We start from the raw sequence: 15,739 nt of genomic DNA on the forward strand, positions 1-15,739 counted from the left end.
CTTTTATTATGCCGTGGTCTTGATCCAAGCCGGGCTTTGTTTATTCAAAAATGCATTTAAGCCATTTTTCGCCTCATCTCCTTGGCGAATATGCGCAATATGCTGTGCAGTTTGTTGCAATAAGTCTTCGGTCAAGACTTGCTGATTGACCATCTGAATTAGTTGTTTAGAGGCATGCTGTGCGTCTGGGCCACCCAGTAAGAGGGCTTGTACAATGTCATCAATTTTGCTGTCTAGCTGTTCTGGTGCTGCCACTTCATGTGCCAAACCAATCTGCTGAGCCTGTTCTGCAGAAATACGTTCTGCCGTTAAAAAGTAGCGGGATGCCTGACGTGCACCAATGGCACGAATTACATACGGACTAATCGTGGATGGAGCCAGTCCTAAACGTACTTCGGATGTAGCAAATTTGGCATCCGTGCTGGCAACACAAATATCACAGGCAGAGGCCAAGCCCATACCACCACCAAAGGCAATGCCATGCACGCGGGCAATAGTCGGCTGCTTTAAAGTGGCTAAACTTTGCAGCATTCTCGCCAGTTTTAAGGCATCGGCTTGGTTTTCTGCTTCAGAGGCTTGACCTGCCTGTTTCATCCAGTTCAGGTCTGCGCCTGCAGAGAAGCTTTTGCCGCGTCCAGCTAAAATTACGACACGCACATCCTCACGCGTATTCAACTGTAGAAAGCAGGCATGTAATTCTTCAATCACTTGGGTATTGAAGGCATTGTGAAGCTCCGCACGATTAATCCAAACCGTAGCCACTTGATTTTGCTGTTCGAGTTGTAAAAATTGATAATCCATTTTGTCACCTCTTACATGCGGAACACGCCAAACTTGGTCGGTTGGATTGGGGCATTTAGAGCAGCAGCCAAACTTAAAGCCAACACTTCACGCGACTGAGCAGGATCAATCACACCGTCATCCCATAAACGTGCAGAAGCATAATATGGATGACCCTGACGCTCGTATTGATCACGAATTGGCTGTTTAAATTGGTCTTCTTCTTCTGCCGACCAGCTACCACCTTTGGCTTCAATCTGGTCGCGTTTTAATGTTGAAAGAACACTCGATGCCTGTTCACCACCCATTACCGAAATACGGGAGTTTGGCCATGTCCACATAAAGCGTGGCGAGTAGGCACGACCACACATGCCATAGTTCCCTGCACCAAAAGAACCGCCAATCACTAAAGTCAGTTTAGGTACATTGGCTGTCGCCACCGCCATCACCAGTTTGGCGCCATTTTTGGCAATGCCTTCATTTTCGTATTGGCGGCCAACCATAAAGCCTGTGATATTTTGAATAAATAGCAGGGGAATGTTGCGTTGGGTACACAGTTCAATAAAGTGTGCACCTTTTTGTGCTGACTCGGAAAATAAAATACCGTTGTTGGCGATAATTCCGACAGGCATACCATAGAGTTTGGCAAAACCCGTGATCAGTGTAGTACCAAAGCGTGCTTTAAATTCATCAAAACGTGAACCATCGACGATGCGGGCAATCACTTCACGTACATCAAATGGTTTACGTGCATCAGTCGGTACAATGCCATACAGTTCAGAGGCATCAAATAACGGTGCTTCTACCTGCTCTGGTTGTGGGTTTGGCTTTTTGTTTAAGTTCGCCACAATGTTACGGGCAATCGCCAAGGCATGTTCATCATTTTCTGCCAAGTGGTCTGCCACACCTGAAAGGCGAGTGTGCACATCACCACCACCCAAGTCTTCACTTGAAACGACTTCACCGGTAGCTGCTTTTACCAGCGGTGGGCCGCCCAAGAAGATTGTCCCCTGATTGCGTACAATAATGGTTTCATCTGACATAGCAGGTACATAAGCGCCACCTGCAGTACAGCTTCCCATCACCACTGCAATTTGGGCAATACCCATGCTCGACATGCGGGCCTGATTATAGAAAATGCGTCCGAAGTGATCACGGTCTGGAAAGACTTCATCTTGTAGCGGTAAATATGCACCGCCCGAATCGACCAAATAAATACAAGTCAGGTGATTCTGTTCGGCAATTTCCTGTGCGCGTAAATGCTTTTTCACAGTCAGTGGATAGTAAGTTCCGCCTTTTACAGTGGCATCGTTGGCAATGATCATACAGGTCACGCCATTGACCTGACCCACGCCTGCAACTACGCCTGCAGCAGGTACATCATCCTGATAGACCTGATAGGCAGCCAACTGACCAATTTCAATAAATGCGGTACCAGGATCAATCAGGTGATCAATCCGTTCACGTGGCAGCAATTTGCCACGGTCTAAATGTTTTTGGCGTGCCGTTTCACCACCACCCAAAGCAATTTTTTGGACTTTTTCTCTCAGGTCATCGACCAATGCTTGCATAGCAGCCTGATTGTTTTTGAACTCGTCGCTGCGAATATTAATTTTGCTCTGTAATTGATTCATGCCAACATCCTTGTCTATTTTTGTGATTTATTCTTTAGGCAGTTTCGTTAAACAGTTCACGGCCAATCAGCATGCGGCGAATCTCTGAAGTACCTGCGCCAATTTCATAGAGTTTGGCATCACGCCATAAACGTCCTGCAGAGAATTCGTTGATATAGCCATTGCCACCCAAAGTTTGAATGGTTTCACCTGCCATCCAAGTGGCTTTTTCTGCTGCATATAAAATTGCACTGGCTGCATCTTTACGTAAACTGCGGCTGTGTTCAGCTTTGTCACATTCTGCGCCTACGGCATAAACGAGTGCTTTACATGCCAGCCAGGTTGAATACATATCGGCAATTTTGCCTTGCATCAGCTGAAACTCACCTAGTGCCTGACCAAACTGTTTACGCTCATGAATATAAGGAATCACGGTATCCATGCAGGCATCCATAATGCCTAGCGGCCCTGCACTTAAAACTGCACGTTCATAGTCCAGTCCACTCATTAGTACTTTTGTACCATTGCCCACACCGCCCAAGACGTTTTCTTTTGGTACTTCAACATTGTCAAAGAACAATGGATAGGTATTTGAGCCGCGCATCCCGAGTTTGTCTAAATGGCTGCCGTGGCTAAAACCTGACATGGTTTTTTCAATTAAGAAAGCAGTCATACCTTTGGCGCCTGCCTGTAAGTCAGTTTTGGCATACACCACCAAAACATCGGCATCACCGCCATTGGTAATCCACATTTTTGAGCCGTTGAGCAAGTAATGATCGCCTTTATCTTCAGCTTTCAGTTTCATGCTAACCACGTCTGAGCCTGCATTTGGTTCAGACATTGCCAAAGCGCCGACGTAATCGCCTGAAATCAGTTTTGGTAAATAGCGTTGCTTCTGTTCTTCTGTCCCATTTCGCTTAATTTGGTTCACACATAGGTTAGAATGAGCACCGTAAGACAAACCAATGGATGCTGATGCACGAGAAACTTCTTGCATGGCAATGATGTGAGCTAAATAGCCTAAGTTGGTGCCGCCGTATTCTTCACTCACGGTTAAGCCAAGTAAGCCCATATCGCCAAATTTTTTCCAAAGCTGGGCAGGGAATTCGTTATCACGATCAACCTGTTGAGCAATGGGTGCAATTTCCCTTGCACAAAAAGCAGCGATTGAATCGCGCAGGGCGATTAAGGTTTCATCTAAGCCGAAGTCTAAGCTTTGTAAAATCATGTGTTCATCCATCCTGTGGTTATATTTGTTGTTCCTAAAACAAGCATTGTTGTTGTGCTTAGGTTCTAACATACATCGAAAATTTAAAAAAGTGAACTAAAATTCACAAAATGATTTACAATTCATTTTATCTGGTTGAGAATAAGATATGAGTTATAAAAGATCATCATTGATGCAGGAACGTATGGAACAAAATCGCATGGCGATTTTAGATTCTGCTCGTGAACTTATTGCTCATGGGGGCTTTAAAGAAGCGTCTATCCAAGCCATTGCAGAACGCGCAGGCGTATCTACAGGTTTGGTGTATCGCTACTTTGAAAATAAAAGTCAGATTTTGATTGAAGTTTTATCGGATGCGATTCGTCGTGAGGTCGAAATTTTGGACCACATTGCGAAGTCAGATTTAAGTGCAAAACAAAAATTGCAAAAATCTGTCACCACTTTTGTGAAGCGTGCGATGAACAGCCCTCAATTGGCGTATTCGTTAATGTTCGAGCCTGTAGACCCAGAAATGGAACATGAGCGTTTTCGCAGTAAACAACTGATCAAACAGAGCATCAAGGAAATTTTGGCTGAAGGAAAAGTCAATGGTGAGTTTGATTTTGAAGATTTGAACACTGCTGCTTTAGGTGTGGTTGGCTCCATGACCTTTGTAGTGATTGAACCTTTAAACCCGTCTCGCAATGTGATGTTTGATCAAAATTATAAAGATTACTTTGTCAAACAAATTGCCGACTTTTGTGTAAATGCAGTGCGAAAACAGCAGGGAGGGTAGTAAAAACAACGCACAAAACAGGCAAAAAGTAATCGTCGTCATAATGGAAAACAGAATTACAAAGAATCAAGGAGATCGATTCAATGACACAAGTACGGTTAAGTTATGCCTATGGCACCAGTAATCAGCCTTTGTTAGGCATGACCATTGGTGAAAAGTTTGATCAGGCTTGCCAGCAATATGCAGATCAGGATGCTTTGGTAAGCGTGCATCAAAATGTGCGTCTGACCTATAAGCAACTACAGCAACAGGTCAATGCCTTTGCCTGTAGTTTGTTAAAACTCGGTTTTAAAAAAGGTGACCGCCTTGCCATTTGGTCTCCGAATTGTGTGGAATGGACGATCACTCAATTCGCAGCCTTTAAGGCAGGGGTGATTTTGGTGAATTTAAACCCAGCCTATAAAAGCAATGAACTGGAATTTGTGCTCAACAAAGTGTCCTGTAAAGGTTTGGTAATTGCATCGCAGTTTAAAAGTACCAACTATCAGGACATCTTAACGAAAATTGCCCCAGAGCTGTGTCAGGCAGACAATAAAGTCCTCAACGCCAAGCGTTTACCGCATTTAAAGCATGTGATTAAAATTGATGATCAAGCACATACAGGAATGCATCGTTTTCAGGATTTATTGACAGCTCCAACCACACACATGCTGAAAAAACTGCAACACATTGCCAGTGAGTTGCAGTTCGATGAAACCATTAATATTCAATTTACCTCAGGCACGACGGGCAATCCGAAAGGCACTATGCTGACCCACAACAACATTTTAAATAATGGTTACTTTGTAGGAGAAGCAATTCATTTAAGTCCACAAGACCGTGTTTGTATTTCCGTACCGCTGTTTCACTGCTTTGGTATGGTGATGGGCAATTTAGCGTGTATCACACATGGTTCAACCATGGTCTATCCATCGGCAGTGTTTAACCCGCTCGATACCTTAAAAGCTATTCATCAAGAAAAATGTACAGCTGCTTACGGCGTACCGACCATGTTTATTGCCATTTTAGAGCATGAACAGTTTGATGAATTTAATTTATCTAGCTTGCGCACAGGCATTATGGCAGGCAGTCCGTGTCCGCAGGAAATTATGCAACGCGTCATCGACCGTATGCACATGGCGCAAATCACCATTTGTTATGGCATGACCGAAACAGCACCTGTGAGCGCACAAAGTTCGACTGAAGATTCTGTGGAGCGTCGTGTCAGTACGGTGGGGCGTGTACATCCACATCTGGAAGTAAAAATTGTCGATGAAGAAGGCAAAGTCGTGCCGCGCGGACAGTTAGGAGAATTGTGTGTGCGTGGTTATTCAGTCATGCTGGGTTACTGGGATGAACATGACAAAACCCAAGAAGTCATTGATGTTGCACGTTGGATGCACACAGGCGACATTGCAGAAATGGATGATGAAGGCTTTGTAAAAATCAAAGGTCGCATTAAAGATGTGGTGATTCGTGGCGGTGAAAACCTGTTCCCGAAAGAAATTGAAGATTTCTTATATACTCACGATGCGGTCTGCGATGTGCAAGTAATTGGCGTGCCAGATCATCGTTATGGTGAAGAACTATGTGCCTGTATTATTTTGCATGAACACCATGAATGTACCGAAGAGGCAATTCGCCAATACTGTGCAGAACACATTTCACACAATAAAGTCCCACGTTATGTGCGCTTCTTTAGTGAATTTCCAATGACCGCTTCAGGCAAGGCACAGAAATTTAAATTACGTGAATTTATGCGTGAAGAATTAAATTTAAAGGAAATTGCTTAAGGCATTATTTCAGCTATTTACTGCTGCAAGATCGACCTTTTAATTTTGTCAGCACACACCCTTTATTTCTCACGCAGAGATAAAGGGATACTCTATACAGGAATAATCACACTAAAAATATATCGCATGCTCGGCTTAATAAAAGATGGCACAAGTTTAAGCATGATGCGTGATAATCAAGGATGAAAATAATGACCGTACGCAATGATTGGACTCGAGAAGAAATTCAGCAGTTATATGAACAGCCTTTTCTGGATTTAGTCTTTGAAGCACAGCGTGTGCATCGCCAACATTTTGCTGCCAATACCGTACAAGTCAGTACCTTATTGTCTATTAAAACAGGCAAATGCCCTGAAGACTGTAAATATTGCTCGCAGTCTGCGCATTATGATTCACAGCTTGAAGCTGGAAAACGTATTGCAGTGGATAAAGTCATTCAGGAAGCCAAAGAAGCTTTAGCATCAGGTTCTTCACGTTTTTGTATGGGCGCTGCTTGGCGTAATCCGCATGAACGCGATATGCCCTATGTTCTGGAAATGGTGCGTGAAGTCAAAGCTCTGGGCTTAGAAACTTGCATGACTTTAGGGATGTTAAACCAATCGCAGGCAGAACGCTTAAAAGATGCAGGCTTAGATTATTACAACCATAACCTAGACACATCGCGTGAGTATTATCCTAATGTGATTAGTACCCGCTGTTTTGATGATCGCTTAAACACTTTGGATATTGTGCGTCAAACAGGTATGAAAGTATGTAGTGGCGGTATTGTCGGTTTAGGTGAAGATACCCAAGACCGTATTGGTTTATTACATGAATTAGCGACTTTACCGTTACATCCTGAATCTGTGCCGATCAATATGTTAGTTCCGATTGAAGGTACACCATTGGCTGAAGTAGAAAAACTGGATGTGATTGAGTGGATTCGTACCATTGCAGTTGCACGTATTATCATGCCAAACAGCTATATTCGTTTATCTGCAGGGCGTGAATCATTACCTGATTCAGATCAGGCGTTGGCATTTATGGCAGGTGCGAACTCGTTATTCTCAGGTGAAAAACTTTTAACTACACCAAACGCAGGCGAAGGCAAAGACAAACAATTGTTCCAAAAATTAGGCTTAGTGCCTGAACGTGCCAAGTCAACCGTTTCGGAATTGTCGGTAGATGCAATGGCTGTGGCTTAAGCAGATCTTGAAAAAGACTCAGATATTTAATGTCAGTAAATTAAAGAAGAATCATGTGATATGGCAAAAGATTTTCACAGTGCAACTGTGGTTGCAGGCTATGACAGTCATATTCGGAAACTCATTCCCGGATATGAATTGGTACATCAACACATCAATGCAATTTTAAGTAGTCATTTGCCCGAAACAGCACAAGTTTTAGTGGTGGGGTGTGGCACAGGCTATGAGTTGCAGTATTTACTGCAGCAACATCCACAGTGGCAATTTACGGCCATCGACCCATCTTTAAGCATGTTACAGCAGGCAGAAAAAAACATTCAGTCTGTGGCAGGGCATGAGCGAGTACGTTTTATACAGGCAGATACCCACCAATTTGCCCAACAAGCGCAGGTTGAAAATTTGCAGTTTGATGCGGCATTGGCGATTTTGGTGGCGCATTTTGTGCCAGTCGCAGAAAAAACATTATTTTTTCAAGATATTTACCAAACATTAAAACCTACAGCGATTTTATTAAGCTATGATCTGATGCAGCAGACTGAAAATATAGAACTGCGCTGGATGCAGAATTTGGCACTAGAGAGTGGTTTAACCGTGCTACAGGCAGAAAAAATGATTGCACGACTGGCCGATGATTTTCATTTAATTTCTGCAGAAGCACAGAGGTCATTACTCACTCAGGTGGGTTTTAGGCAGTCTAAGGCCTATTGTCAAATTATGAATTATTATGGTTTTTTTGCGCAGAAATAGTTGATAAATAACATTATTTAGTCAGTAATCTTTGTAGTAAAAGTATCCGCACAAGAAAAGTTAGATCAGGGAAAGAGAAAAAATGTCAGCATATTACACTTTACTCAAACGTGAACAACATGCCGATGGTGGTTGTACTGCGCACTATCGTTGCAACATTCATGCACAAGGCGCGTGGAATCCGCATGAACAACACATGGCACCTGCAACGGGTATTTTGTGTGCAGAACTTGAGCAATTTATGCCGCGTGATGATATGCGAATTGGTCGGGTCGGTTTAGATATTTTTGGCTTAATTGCCTTTGGTGAATTTAGTATCACCACCCGTATGATTCGACCGGGTAAAACCATTGAGCTGATTGAAGCGGAAATGTGTGCTGAAGGAAAAACCTGTATTGTGGCGCGTGCATGGAAAATGAAAACCTCAGATACACGCGCAATTGCAGGATTGGAAGATTTACCGATAGAAAACCCTGAATATTTGCCCGATTGGGATGGCATGCGTTGTTGGCCGGGCGGCTATATTCAAAGCATTGAAACCCGTGCGCATTTAGATCGTCGTGCAGGTAAGGGCATCGTTTGGTTAAGAAACCAATTGGATATGGTTGAAAATCAAAGCACATCTAGTTTTGTGCGTTTATTGGGGATGGTGGATACCGCCAATGGCGTAGTGCCACGTTTAGACCCGAATGCGGGTTGGGGTTTTCCAAATTTAGATTTGCAAATGCATTTACACCGTTTACCGCAAGGCGAATGGCTAGGCTTGGAAGTAACACAACAATATGGTGAAGATGGTATTGGCTTAACGAGTGCAGTTTTGCATGATACTCAAGGGCCATTTGGACGTAGTGAGCAGATTTTAACTTTGCGTCAATTCTAAATCTATTCGATATCAAACAAAAAACATCAGGACGAATTGCTTCGTCCTTTTTTTATTGGCATGCTGTGTGCAGATTATTTCATCTTATTTTATCTGAAAATATTATGCGAATTAGTTTGATTGGTGCAGGGCGCGTTGCACATCATTTGGCTCATGTTTTAAACGCACAGCATCAAATTGTGCAAATTTATAGCCGCAGTCTGGACAAGGCACAGCAGTTGGCTGCACAGGTTGGCGCAGAAGCAATTGCAGAAGTAGAACAATTTCATTCAGACCTGGATTTAGTAATTATCGCAGTGAGTGATCAGGCCATTGGACAGGTGATTCAGGAAGTTCATCGTGACTTAAATCATGTGTTGATTGTGCATACCTCAGGCAGTACTAAATTAGATGTATTGCAACAGCATCATGTACGTTCAGGGGTATTTTATCCCTTGCAAACCTTTAGTTTAGAGTGTGAAATTGATTGGTCAGAAACGCCTTTATTTATAGAAGCTGCATTTGCTGAAGATCAGCAGCTTTTAATGATTTTGGCAAATAGCCTAAGCAAAAGGGTTTATGCCTATACTTCAGCACAGCGTTTGAGTTTGCATTTGGCTGCGGTATTTGCCTGTAATTTTAGTAATTATTGTTATGACATGGCCAAGCAAGTGGTCGATGCTCAGCAAGTAGATTTCAGTCTGCTGTATCCTCTTATTTTGGAAACTGCGCATAAAGCGACCCAGAATGATCCGCGTCAAATGCAAACAGGGCCTGCCATGCGGGGTGATCACAATATTTTAAAAATGCATCAGGACTTATTGGTAGCAGGGCAGCAACATGCACTTGCCGAAGTTTATGCGCTAATGAGCCAACAGATTTTAACGCGGCATCAATCTTAGTCATTTGATACGATAACACGAGTTCAAATAAAAAATGCTTCCTTGTGGAAGCATTTTTTCTAGCAGAAATTAGTTAATTTTCTTGAAGATAAAATCATTAATCTTATGACCTGCTTCAATTCCGCGGCGTTCAAACTTGGTTTGTGGACGCCATTCAGGGCGAGGGTAGCTATTGCCTTTACCCGCCAAGTTTTCTAAACGTGGACGGTTGTCCAATACATCCAGCATCCATTCTGCATACGGTTCCCAGTCGGTTGCTGCATGGAACGTACCACCTAACACTAATTTTTGCTCTACCAATTCCATGCGTTCATGAGCAACAAAACGGCGTTTGAAGTGACGTTTTTTCTGCCATGGGTCTGGGAAATATAACTGCACCGTATCAATGCTATTGTCTGGCATTTCACGCAGTACTTGAATTGCATCGGCATCTAAGACACGTAAGTTGCTTAAACCTGCTGTACCTGCTTCATAAACGCACTGTGCAATGCCTGGAATATGGACTTCAATCCCGACAAAGTTACGTTCAGGATTGGCCTGCGCCATAAGTACCAAAGAACGCCCCATCCCAAAACCAATTTCTACTGTAAGCGGGCGTTCAGGGTGTTCAAAATGTTGACGTAAATCGCCAACAGGATATTCCAAAATTAAGTCGCCGTATTGTTCCAAGGCGCTACGTTGTGACGTATTCAATGGTGAAGAACGGCGCATGAACGTTACAATTTCACGATGCTCGTTGAGGTTGTCCAGCTCGACAACGTGCTGGTCTAATTGATCGTTCGACATAATTTTGGCAAATCTAATAAATTCGAATGCGGTATTTTAAGTCCTGAGCCATTGAAGTCAAATTTTTTCGCTGTTTTTCGCAGCGCCGTGCAAGATTGCGATACATCTGCATCTTTTGAGCATAAAAAATGCCGAATCATTAAGATTCAGCATTTAACATCATCAACGGTATTTTAATACAATAATTACGAATGGGTACTGTATTGATCAATTAAGGTATGACTGGCCTCATTCAATCCAATAATATGCACTTTAATTTGTTGGGCTTTAAATTTGTTCACCACGCTATTCAGCATATTTACAGAGGTAATATCCCAAATATGCGCATGCGTTAAGTCGATGGTGACATTGCTAATATCTTCTGAAAAATCAAAAAACTGATAAAACTTTTCTGAACTGCTAAAGAAAATTTGCCCTGAAATCACATATTGGCGGGTATGTTCGCCTAATAAAAACGAACTGACTTTAACTTCACTTTCCAGTTTATTCACCAAAAATAGAGCAGAAAGCAGTACGCCAACAAAGACACCCAAAGCAAGGTTGTGGGTAACTAACACCACAATGACCACAGCTAACATAACAATATTGCTTTGTTTGGGATGCTTTTTAAAGTTACGGATGGAATCCCAGTTAAAAGTCGTGAATGACACCATAATCATAATTGCGACCAATGCTGCCATAGGAATATATGCCAACCAATCTTTGAGAAATACCACCAAGCACAGCAAAAATACGCCTGCTGTAAGTGTAGATAGCCGTGTACGCGCCCCAGAACTGACGTTGATAATAGATTGCCCAATCATGGCACAGCCTGCCATACCGCCCATAAAGCCACTGACAATATTGGCATAACCCTGACCACGACATTCCTGATGCCGATCTGCTTCTGTGCCTGTGGCTTCATTGACAATCGTAGTGGTCATCATGGTTTCGAGTAAACCGACTGTGGCTAAGGTCATGGCATAAGGAAAAATAATAAATAAAGTTTCAAAATTCAGTGGAATGTCAGGCACTAGAAAAATAGGCAGCGTGTCGGGAAATTGTCCCAAATCGCTTACGGTACGCATATCTGCACCAAGTAATAAAGCAACCACACTCAGCACAATAATGCAGACCAAAGGCGAGGGAATGCTTTTACCAATTTTAGGAATGTATGGAAACAGATAGACTACCGCTAAACCTAATCCTACAAATAAATAGCCTAAGCCATCCATTTGTGATAATTCAGGCAGTTGCGCCACAAAAATTAAAATCGCCAAGGCATTTACAAAGCCATAAACTACCGATTGCGAAACAAAACGCATCAGTTTGGCAACTTTAAAATAGCCTGCTATAACCTGAATCAGCCCTGTGAGTACTGTCGCAGCCAGTAAATATTGCAGGCCGTGCTCTTTTACCAAGGTAATCATCAGCAATGCCATTGCCCCTGTTGCTGCAGAAATCATGGCAGTACGACCACCTAAGAAAGCAATCGTAACCGCAATACAAAATGAGGCATATAAACCGACTTGCGGGTCGACACCTGCAATTGCAGAAAAAGCAATTGATTCAGGAATCAGCGCCAAGCCAACCACTAATCCTGCCAATACATCGGTACGGATATTGGAAAACCATTCTTCTTTTTTCAGGCTAATCACAATCTAAATTTCATGAAACTTTAAAGGGCTGTATGTTAAAACATCTTTAGATAAAAAGCAGGTTAAACAGACTTGAAAAAGACTTTCATTTGCAGGATAGTCAAAGCGTAAGAACTTTTAAAACATTTATGCTTTTTTGCAATTTATAGGTTCAATCACTTGCAAGTTGATGCCAAGCGATTTACAACAGAGATAGTTATATAACAAGGATCAAATATGAAGCTTTATTATTCACCTGGTGCAAGCTCTTTGGCAGCCCATATTATTTTAAATGAAGTCAATGTCGATTTTGATATAGAACGTGTGGATTTAAAAACCCATAAAACAGAAAAGGGTGTCGATTATTACGAAATTAATCCAAAGGGTTATGTGCCTGCTTTAGAAATTAACCCGGGTTTAATTTTGACTGAAAATGTTGCACTTTTACCATTTTTGGCGCAGCAAGACCCTAAGCAAGACTTAATTCCGCCATCAGGTTTGGGGCGTGCGAAAGTTTTAGAATGGTTAGGATATCTCAACTCAGAATTACATGATGCCTACGCAGTATTTTTTGGTGCGCCTTTAGATGCAGAAGCCAAAGAAAAAGCCTATGCAGAAATTGATCGTTTATTAACGTATATTGATCAAGCCATTGCGGCATCAGATCATGAGTATTTGGTAGATGATAACTTTGGCCCTGCCGATGCGTATTTATTTGTGATCACGAATTGGTCAAACTATATCGAGCATGATTTAACCCCATATAGCCATGTGGTAGAAATTCGCAATAAAGTGGCTGCACGTCAGTCTGTACAAATTGCGATGCGTGATGAAGGGTTAATTCCTTAATTGGTTTTTAAGCACCAAAATCACATAATAAAAAAGACGTTGGGTACTCACGCAACGTCTTTTTTGTTTGGCTTAAACAAACTATTTAAAGAAATAACCTGTTTCAGGTGAGCTGGCATTGGCCATACGTTTACGTGGCATACGGCCTGCTAAATAAGCTTCACGACCTGCTTCAACCGCTTTACGCATAGCAGAAGCCATCAATACAGGGTTTTGTGCAGCTGCAATTGCAGTATTCATGAGTACGCCATCACAGCCTAATTCCATGGCAATCGCCGCATCACTGGCTGTACCTACACCTGCATCCACCAATACTGGTACTTTGGCATTTTCTTTAATAATAGAAATGGTGTGCGGGTTTAAAATACCTAATCCAGAACCGATCAGGCTACCCAATGGCATAATGGCCACACAACCCATACTTTCCAGTTCTTGTGCCACAATCGGGTCGTCTGATGTGTAGACCATGATCTCAAAACCATCGTCAATCAGCGTACGTGCAGCTTTTAAAGTTTCGGTGATATTTGGGTAGAGGGTTTTTTCATCGCCCAAAACTTCTAGTTTGACGAGGTTGTGACCATCTAGCAATTCACGCGCCAACATGCAGGTGCGCACGGCACTGTTGGCATCAAAACAGCCTGCTGTATTTGGCAAAATGGTGTATTTTTCTGGTGGAATTACGGAAAGTAAGTTTGGCTGATCTGGATGTTGCCCAATGTTTACACGACGAATGGCAACCGTGACAATTTCTGCGCCACTGGCTTGAATCGCCAAATCTGTTTCGGTTAAATCTTTATATTTGCCCGTACCCACCAATAAACGTGAATTAAAGGTACGTGAACCAATTTTAAAGGTATCTTGCATGGGTGCTCCGAGTTTAGCCGCCACCAACGGCATGAATAATTTCAATGCGGTCTTGATCGCAAATAGGGGTTTCGGCAAGTTTACTTTTGGCAATAATTTTTTCGTTTTGCTCCACAGCAAAACGTTTGCCTTCTAAATCTAATGCCTGAATCAGTTGTAACAGGGTCGTGTGAGAGGTCTGTTGTGTTTCGCCATTCAGATAAATTTGCATGACCGTGAATCCATCTTCAAAATTACAAAATACAATTGAGCTTTATTTAGCATATTTCATGGCTTGCCATGCTAAGGTCAGCCAGCCCGCAATCATGAGCACACCACCAATTGGGGTAATCATGCCCAAGCCGCGTACAATGTCCAATGCCATGATATAAAGTGAACCGCAGAAAAATAAAATACCCAGTTGGATTAGAATAAAACTGGCTTTAATGGGAAGTTGTGGAATCACTTTAGCTAAGATGCCTAATGCCAAAAGTCCAAGAGCATGATAGAAAAAATAATCTGTTGCAGTTTGCCACCAATCCAATTGAACCTCAGTTGCACGGGCTTTTAAACCATGTGCACCAAATGCACCAAGTAATACCGCAACCGCTAAATTCAAGGCAGAAATTGCAATCCACATACGCAAATTGACCTATTTAATTTTGCGCTTAACCTTAGCACATTTTTAAGCTTGGGAAAATCTGAGAATTGCCTGCCCGTATGTGGGTTGTACAAATCCAAGACAATAAAAAAGGGCAGTTTGCCCAATTTTATTTTTCGATGTGTTTGTATTCATCTTGAGAGTGTCAGTTTAGTTTGATGACATTGCCACTTTAATTTTTTCCATGGCATTTTTTTCGAGCTGACGAATACGTTCTGCTGAAACATTATATTCTGCTGCCAATTCATGTAGGGTCGATTTATCATCATCTAACCAGCGACGCTGCAAAATATTACGTGAACGATCATCCAACTGCTCCATAGCTTCATGCAGAGCAGAAGTGCTTTGTTCTTCGTAGTCTTCGTTTTCGACTAAACGTGCAGGGTCGTAACGGTTATCTTCCAAATACAATGCAGGTGCAACATAAGTTGAACCTTCATCGTCATCATCGCCCTGTGCTTCAAAAGCTGCGTCATAAGCCGTTAAACGACCTTCCATTTCCAAGACTTGTTCTGCAGTCACATTTAAGTCATTGGCAATAGATTGTGCTTCTTCAAGCGTCAGTTTTTTGCTAGATTTTTTGAGGCTACGCAAATTAAAGAACAATTTACGCTGCGCCTTGGTGGTGGCAATTTTAACAATACGCCAGTTACGAATCACATATTCGTGAATTTCAGCTTTAATCCAGTGCACGGCAAATGACACCAAACGCACGCCCATATTCGGGTCAAAGCGTTTCACGGCTTTCATTAAGCCCAAGTTGCCTTCCTGAATTAAATCGCCCTGCGGTAAACCATAGCCCGCATAACTTCGTGCAATATGCACCACAAAACGTAAATGCGACATGACCAACATTTTGGCCGCGTCTAAATCTTGATCGTAATAATAACGCTCGGCTAACTCTTTTTCTTGTTCAGCCGTTAAAATAGGAATTTGGTTAACAGTACTAATATAAGCCCCGAGGTTTACCCCTGGTGCAGATAATGACAGGGGCATCAACTGATTGCTGCTGTCACTCATGAGATCTCCTTATAGGATTAGGTAGGTAAAATAACCGATGTCTTTATCTTAATGCCAATATTCTACTTAAATAAGTAAAATTGGTGTAGATATGTAAATCTTTA

General features: G+C 42.3%; 16 protein-coding genes. 7 read left to right on the top strand and 9 right to left on the bottom strand.

What is annotated here, in order from left to right:
• Positions 1–6: 6 nt before the first annotated feature.
• The 3 genes from HX743_RS03225 to HX743_RS03235 are packed head-to-tail and all read right to left on the bottom strand — an operon-like array spanning position 7 to position 3,621.
• Positions 7–801 carry an enoyl-CoA hydratase/isomerase family protein gene (locus HX743_RS03225; protein ID WP_104487408.1) on the bottom strand — a complete coding sequence of 265 codons (795 nt, stop codon included), beginning with the start codon at positions 799–801 and terminating at the stop codon, positions 7–9.
• 11 nt (positions 802–812) lie between these two features.
• Positions 813–2,414, bottom strand: a complete 1,602-nt coding sequence (locus tag HX743_RS03230; protein ID WP_178318498.1) for a carboxyl transferase domain-containing protein — start codon at positions 2,412–2,414, stop codon at positions 813–815.
• Positions 2,415–2,448: 34 nt separating this feature from the next.
• Positions 2,449–3,621 (bottom strand): isovaleryl-CoA dehydrogenase, encoded by a 1,173-nt coding sequence (locus HX743_RS03235; RefSeq protein WP_178318499.1) that lies wholly within the window; start codon positions 3,619–3,621, stop codon positions 2,449–2,451.
• Between the two features lie 148 nt (positions 3,622–3,769).
• On the opposite strand from HX743_RS03235, the gene HX743_RS03240 reads away from it, so the two are divergent.
• The 6 genes from HX743_RS03240 to HX743_RS03265 all read left to right on the top strand — a co-directional run bounded on the left by HX743_RS03240 (position 3,770) and on the right by HX743_RS03265 (position 9,860).
• Entirely contained in the window at positions 3,770–4,396 is a 627-nt protein-coding gene (locus HX743_RS03240; protein ID WP_004971526.1) for a TetR/AcrR family transcriptional regulator, read from the top strand.
• Positions 4,397–4,479: 83 nt separating this feature from the next.
• Complete coding sequence (locus tag HX743_RS03245; RefSeq protein WP_178318500.1) at positions 4,480–6,168, top strand: AMP-binding protein; 1,689 nt, start codon at positions 4,480–4,482, stop codon at positions 6,166–6,168.
• Positions 6,169–6,359: 191 nt separating this feature from the next.
• Positions 6,360–7,352 carry a biotin synthase BioB gene (gene bioB, locus HX743_RS03250; protein WP_178318501.1) on the top strand — a complete coding sequence of 331 codons (993 nt, stop codon included), beginning with the start codon at positions 6,360–6,362 and terminating at the stop codon, positions 7,350–7,352.
• A 60-nt stretch (positions 7,353–7,412) separates the two neighbouring features.
• Positions 7,413–8,099 (top strand): class I SAM-dependent methyltransferase, encoded by a 687-nt coding sequence (locus tag HX743_RS03255; protein WP_178318502.1) that lies wholly within the window; start codon positions 7,413–7,415, stop codon positions 8,097–8,099.
• 82 nt (positions 8,100–8,181) lie between these two features.
• Positions 8,182–8,979 (top strand): thioesterase family protein, encoded by a 798-nt coding sequence (locus tag HX743_RS03260; protein ID WP_104851802.1) that lies wholly within the window; start codon positions 8,182–8,184, stop codon positions 8,977–8,979.
• A 104-nt stretch (positions 8,980–9,083) separates the two neighbouring features.
• Positions 9,084–9,860, top strand: a complete 777-nt coding sequence (locus HX743_RS03265; protein ID WP_178318503.1) for a Rossmann-like and DUF2520 domain-containing protein — start codon at positions 9,084–9,086, stop codon at positions 9,858–9,860.
• Between the two features lie 69 nt (positions 9,861–9,929).
• Here the strand turns inward: HX743_RS03265 and trmB are convergent, their stop codons facing one another.
• Both trmB and HX743_RS03275 read right to left on the bottom strand, forming a co-directional pair.
• Positions 9,930–10,646 carry a tRNA (guanosine(46)-N7)-methyltransferase TrmB gene (gene trmB / locus HX743_RS03270; protein WP_004971514.1) on the bottom strand — a complete coding sequence of 239 codons (717 nt, stop codon included), beginning with the start codon at positions 10,644–10,646 and terminating at the stop codon, positions 9,930–9,932.
• A 185-nt stretch (positions 10,647–10,831) separates the two neighbouring features.
• Complete coding sequence (locus tag HX743_RS03275; protein ID WP_178318504.1) at positions 10,832–12,283, bottom strand: SulP family inorganic anion transporter; 1,452 nt, start codon at positions 12,281–12,283, stop codon at positions 10,832–10,834.
• 216 nt (positions 12,284–12,499) lie between these two features.
• Here HX743_RS03275 and HX743_RS03280 point away from each other — a divergent pair, with 216 nt between their 5' ends.
• Complete coding sequence (locus HX743_RS03280) at positions 12,500–13,111, top strand: glutathione binding-like protein (RefSeq protein WP_168419162.1); 612 nt, start codon at positions 12,500–12,502, stop codon at positions 13,109–13,111.
• 81 nt (positions 13,112–13,192) lie between these two features.
• On the opposite strand, the gene HX743_RS03285 is transcribed toward HX743_RS03280, so the two are convergent.
• From HX743_RS03285 to rpoH, 4 genes are all read right to left on the bottom strand, one after another.
• Positions 13,193–13,975 (bottom strand): thiazole synthase, encoded by a 783-nt coding sequence (locus HX743_RS03285; RefSeq protein ID WP_004971502.1) that lies wholly within the window; start codon positions 13,973–13,975, stop codon positions 13,193–13,195.
• A 13-nt stretch (positions 13,976–13,988) separates the two neighbouring features.
• Complete coding sequence (gene thiS, locus HX743_RS03290) at positions 13,989–14,186, bottom strand: sulfur carrier protein ThiS (protein WP_104851805.1); 198 nt, start codon at positions 14,184–14,186, stop codon at positions 13,989–13,991.
• A gap of 42 nt (positions 14,187–14,228) precedes the next feature.
• Entirely contained in the window at positions 14,229–14,594 is a 366-nt protein-coding gene (locus HX743_RS03295) for a DUF423 domain-containing protein (protein WP_178318505.1), read from the bottom strand.
• A 171-nt stretch (positions 14,595–14,765) separates the two neighbouring features.
• The gene (rpoH, locus tag HX743_RS03300) at positions 14,766–15,635 is read right to left on the bottom strand and encodes an RNA polymerase sigma factor RpoH (protein WP_004971496.1); all 870 of its coding nucleotides are present in this window, start codon (positions 15,633–15,635) and stop codon (positions 14,766–14,768) included.
• Positions 15,636–15,739: the final 104 nt, after the last annotated feature.

Origin of the sequence: Acinetobacter sp. Swhac1 (assembly GCF_013390985.1) — a bacterium.
Classification (GTDB): Bacteria; Pseudomonadota; Gammaproteobacteria; order Pseudomonadales; family Moraxellaceae; genus Acinetobacter; species Acinetobacter towneri.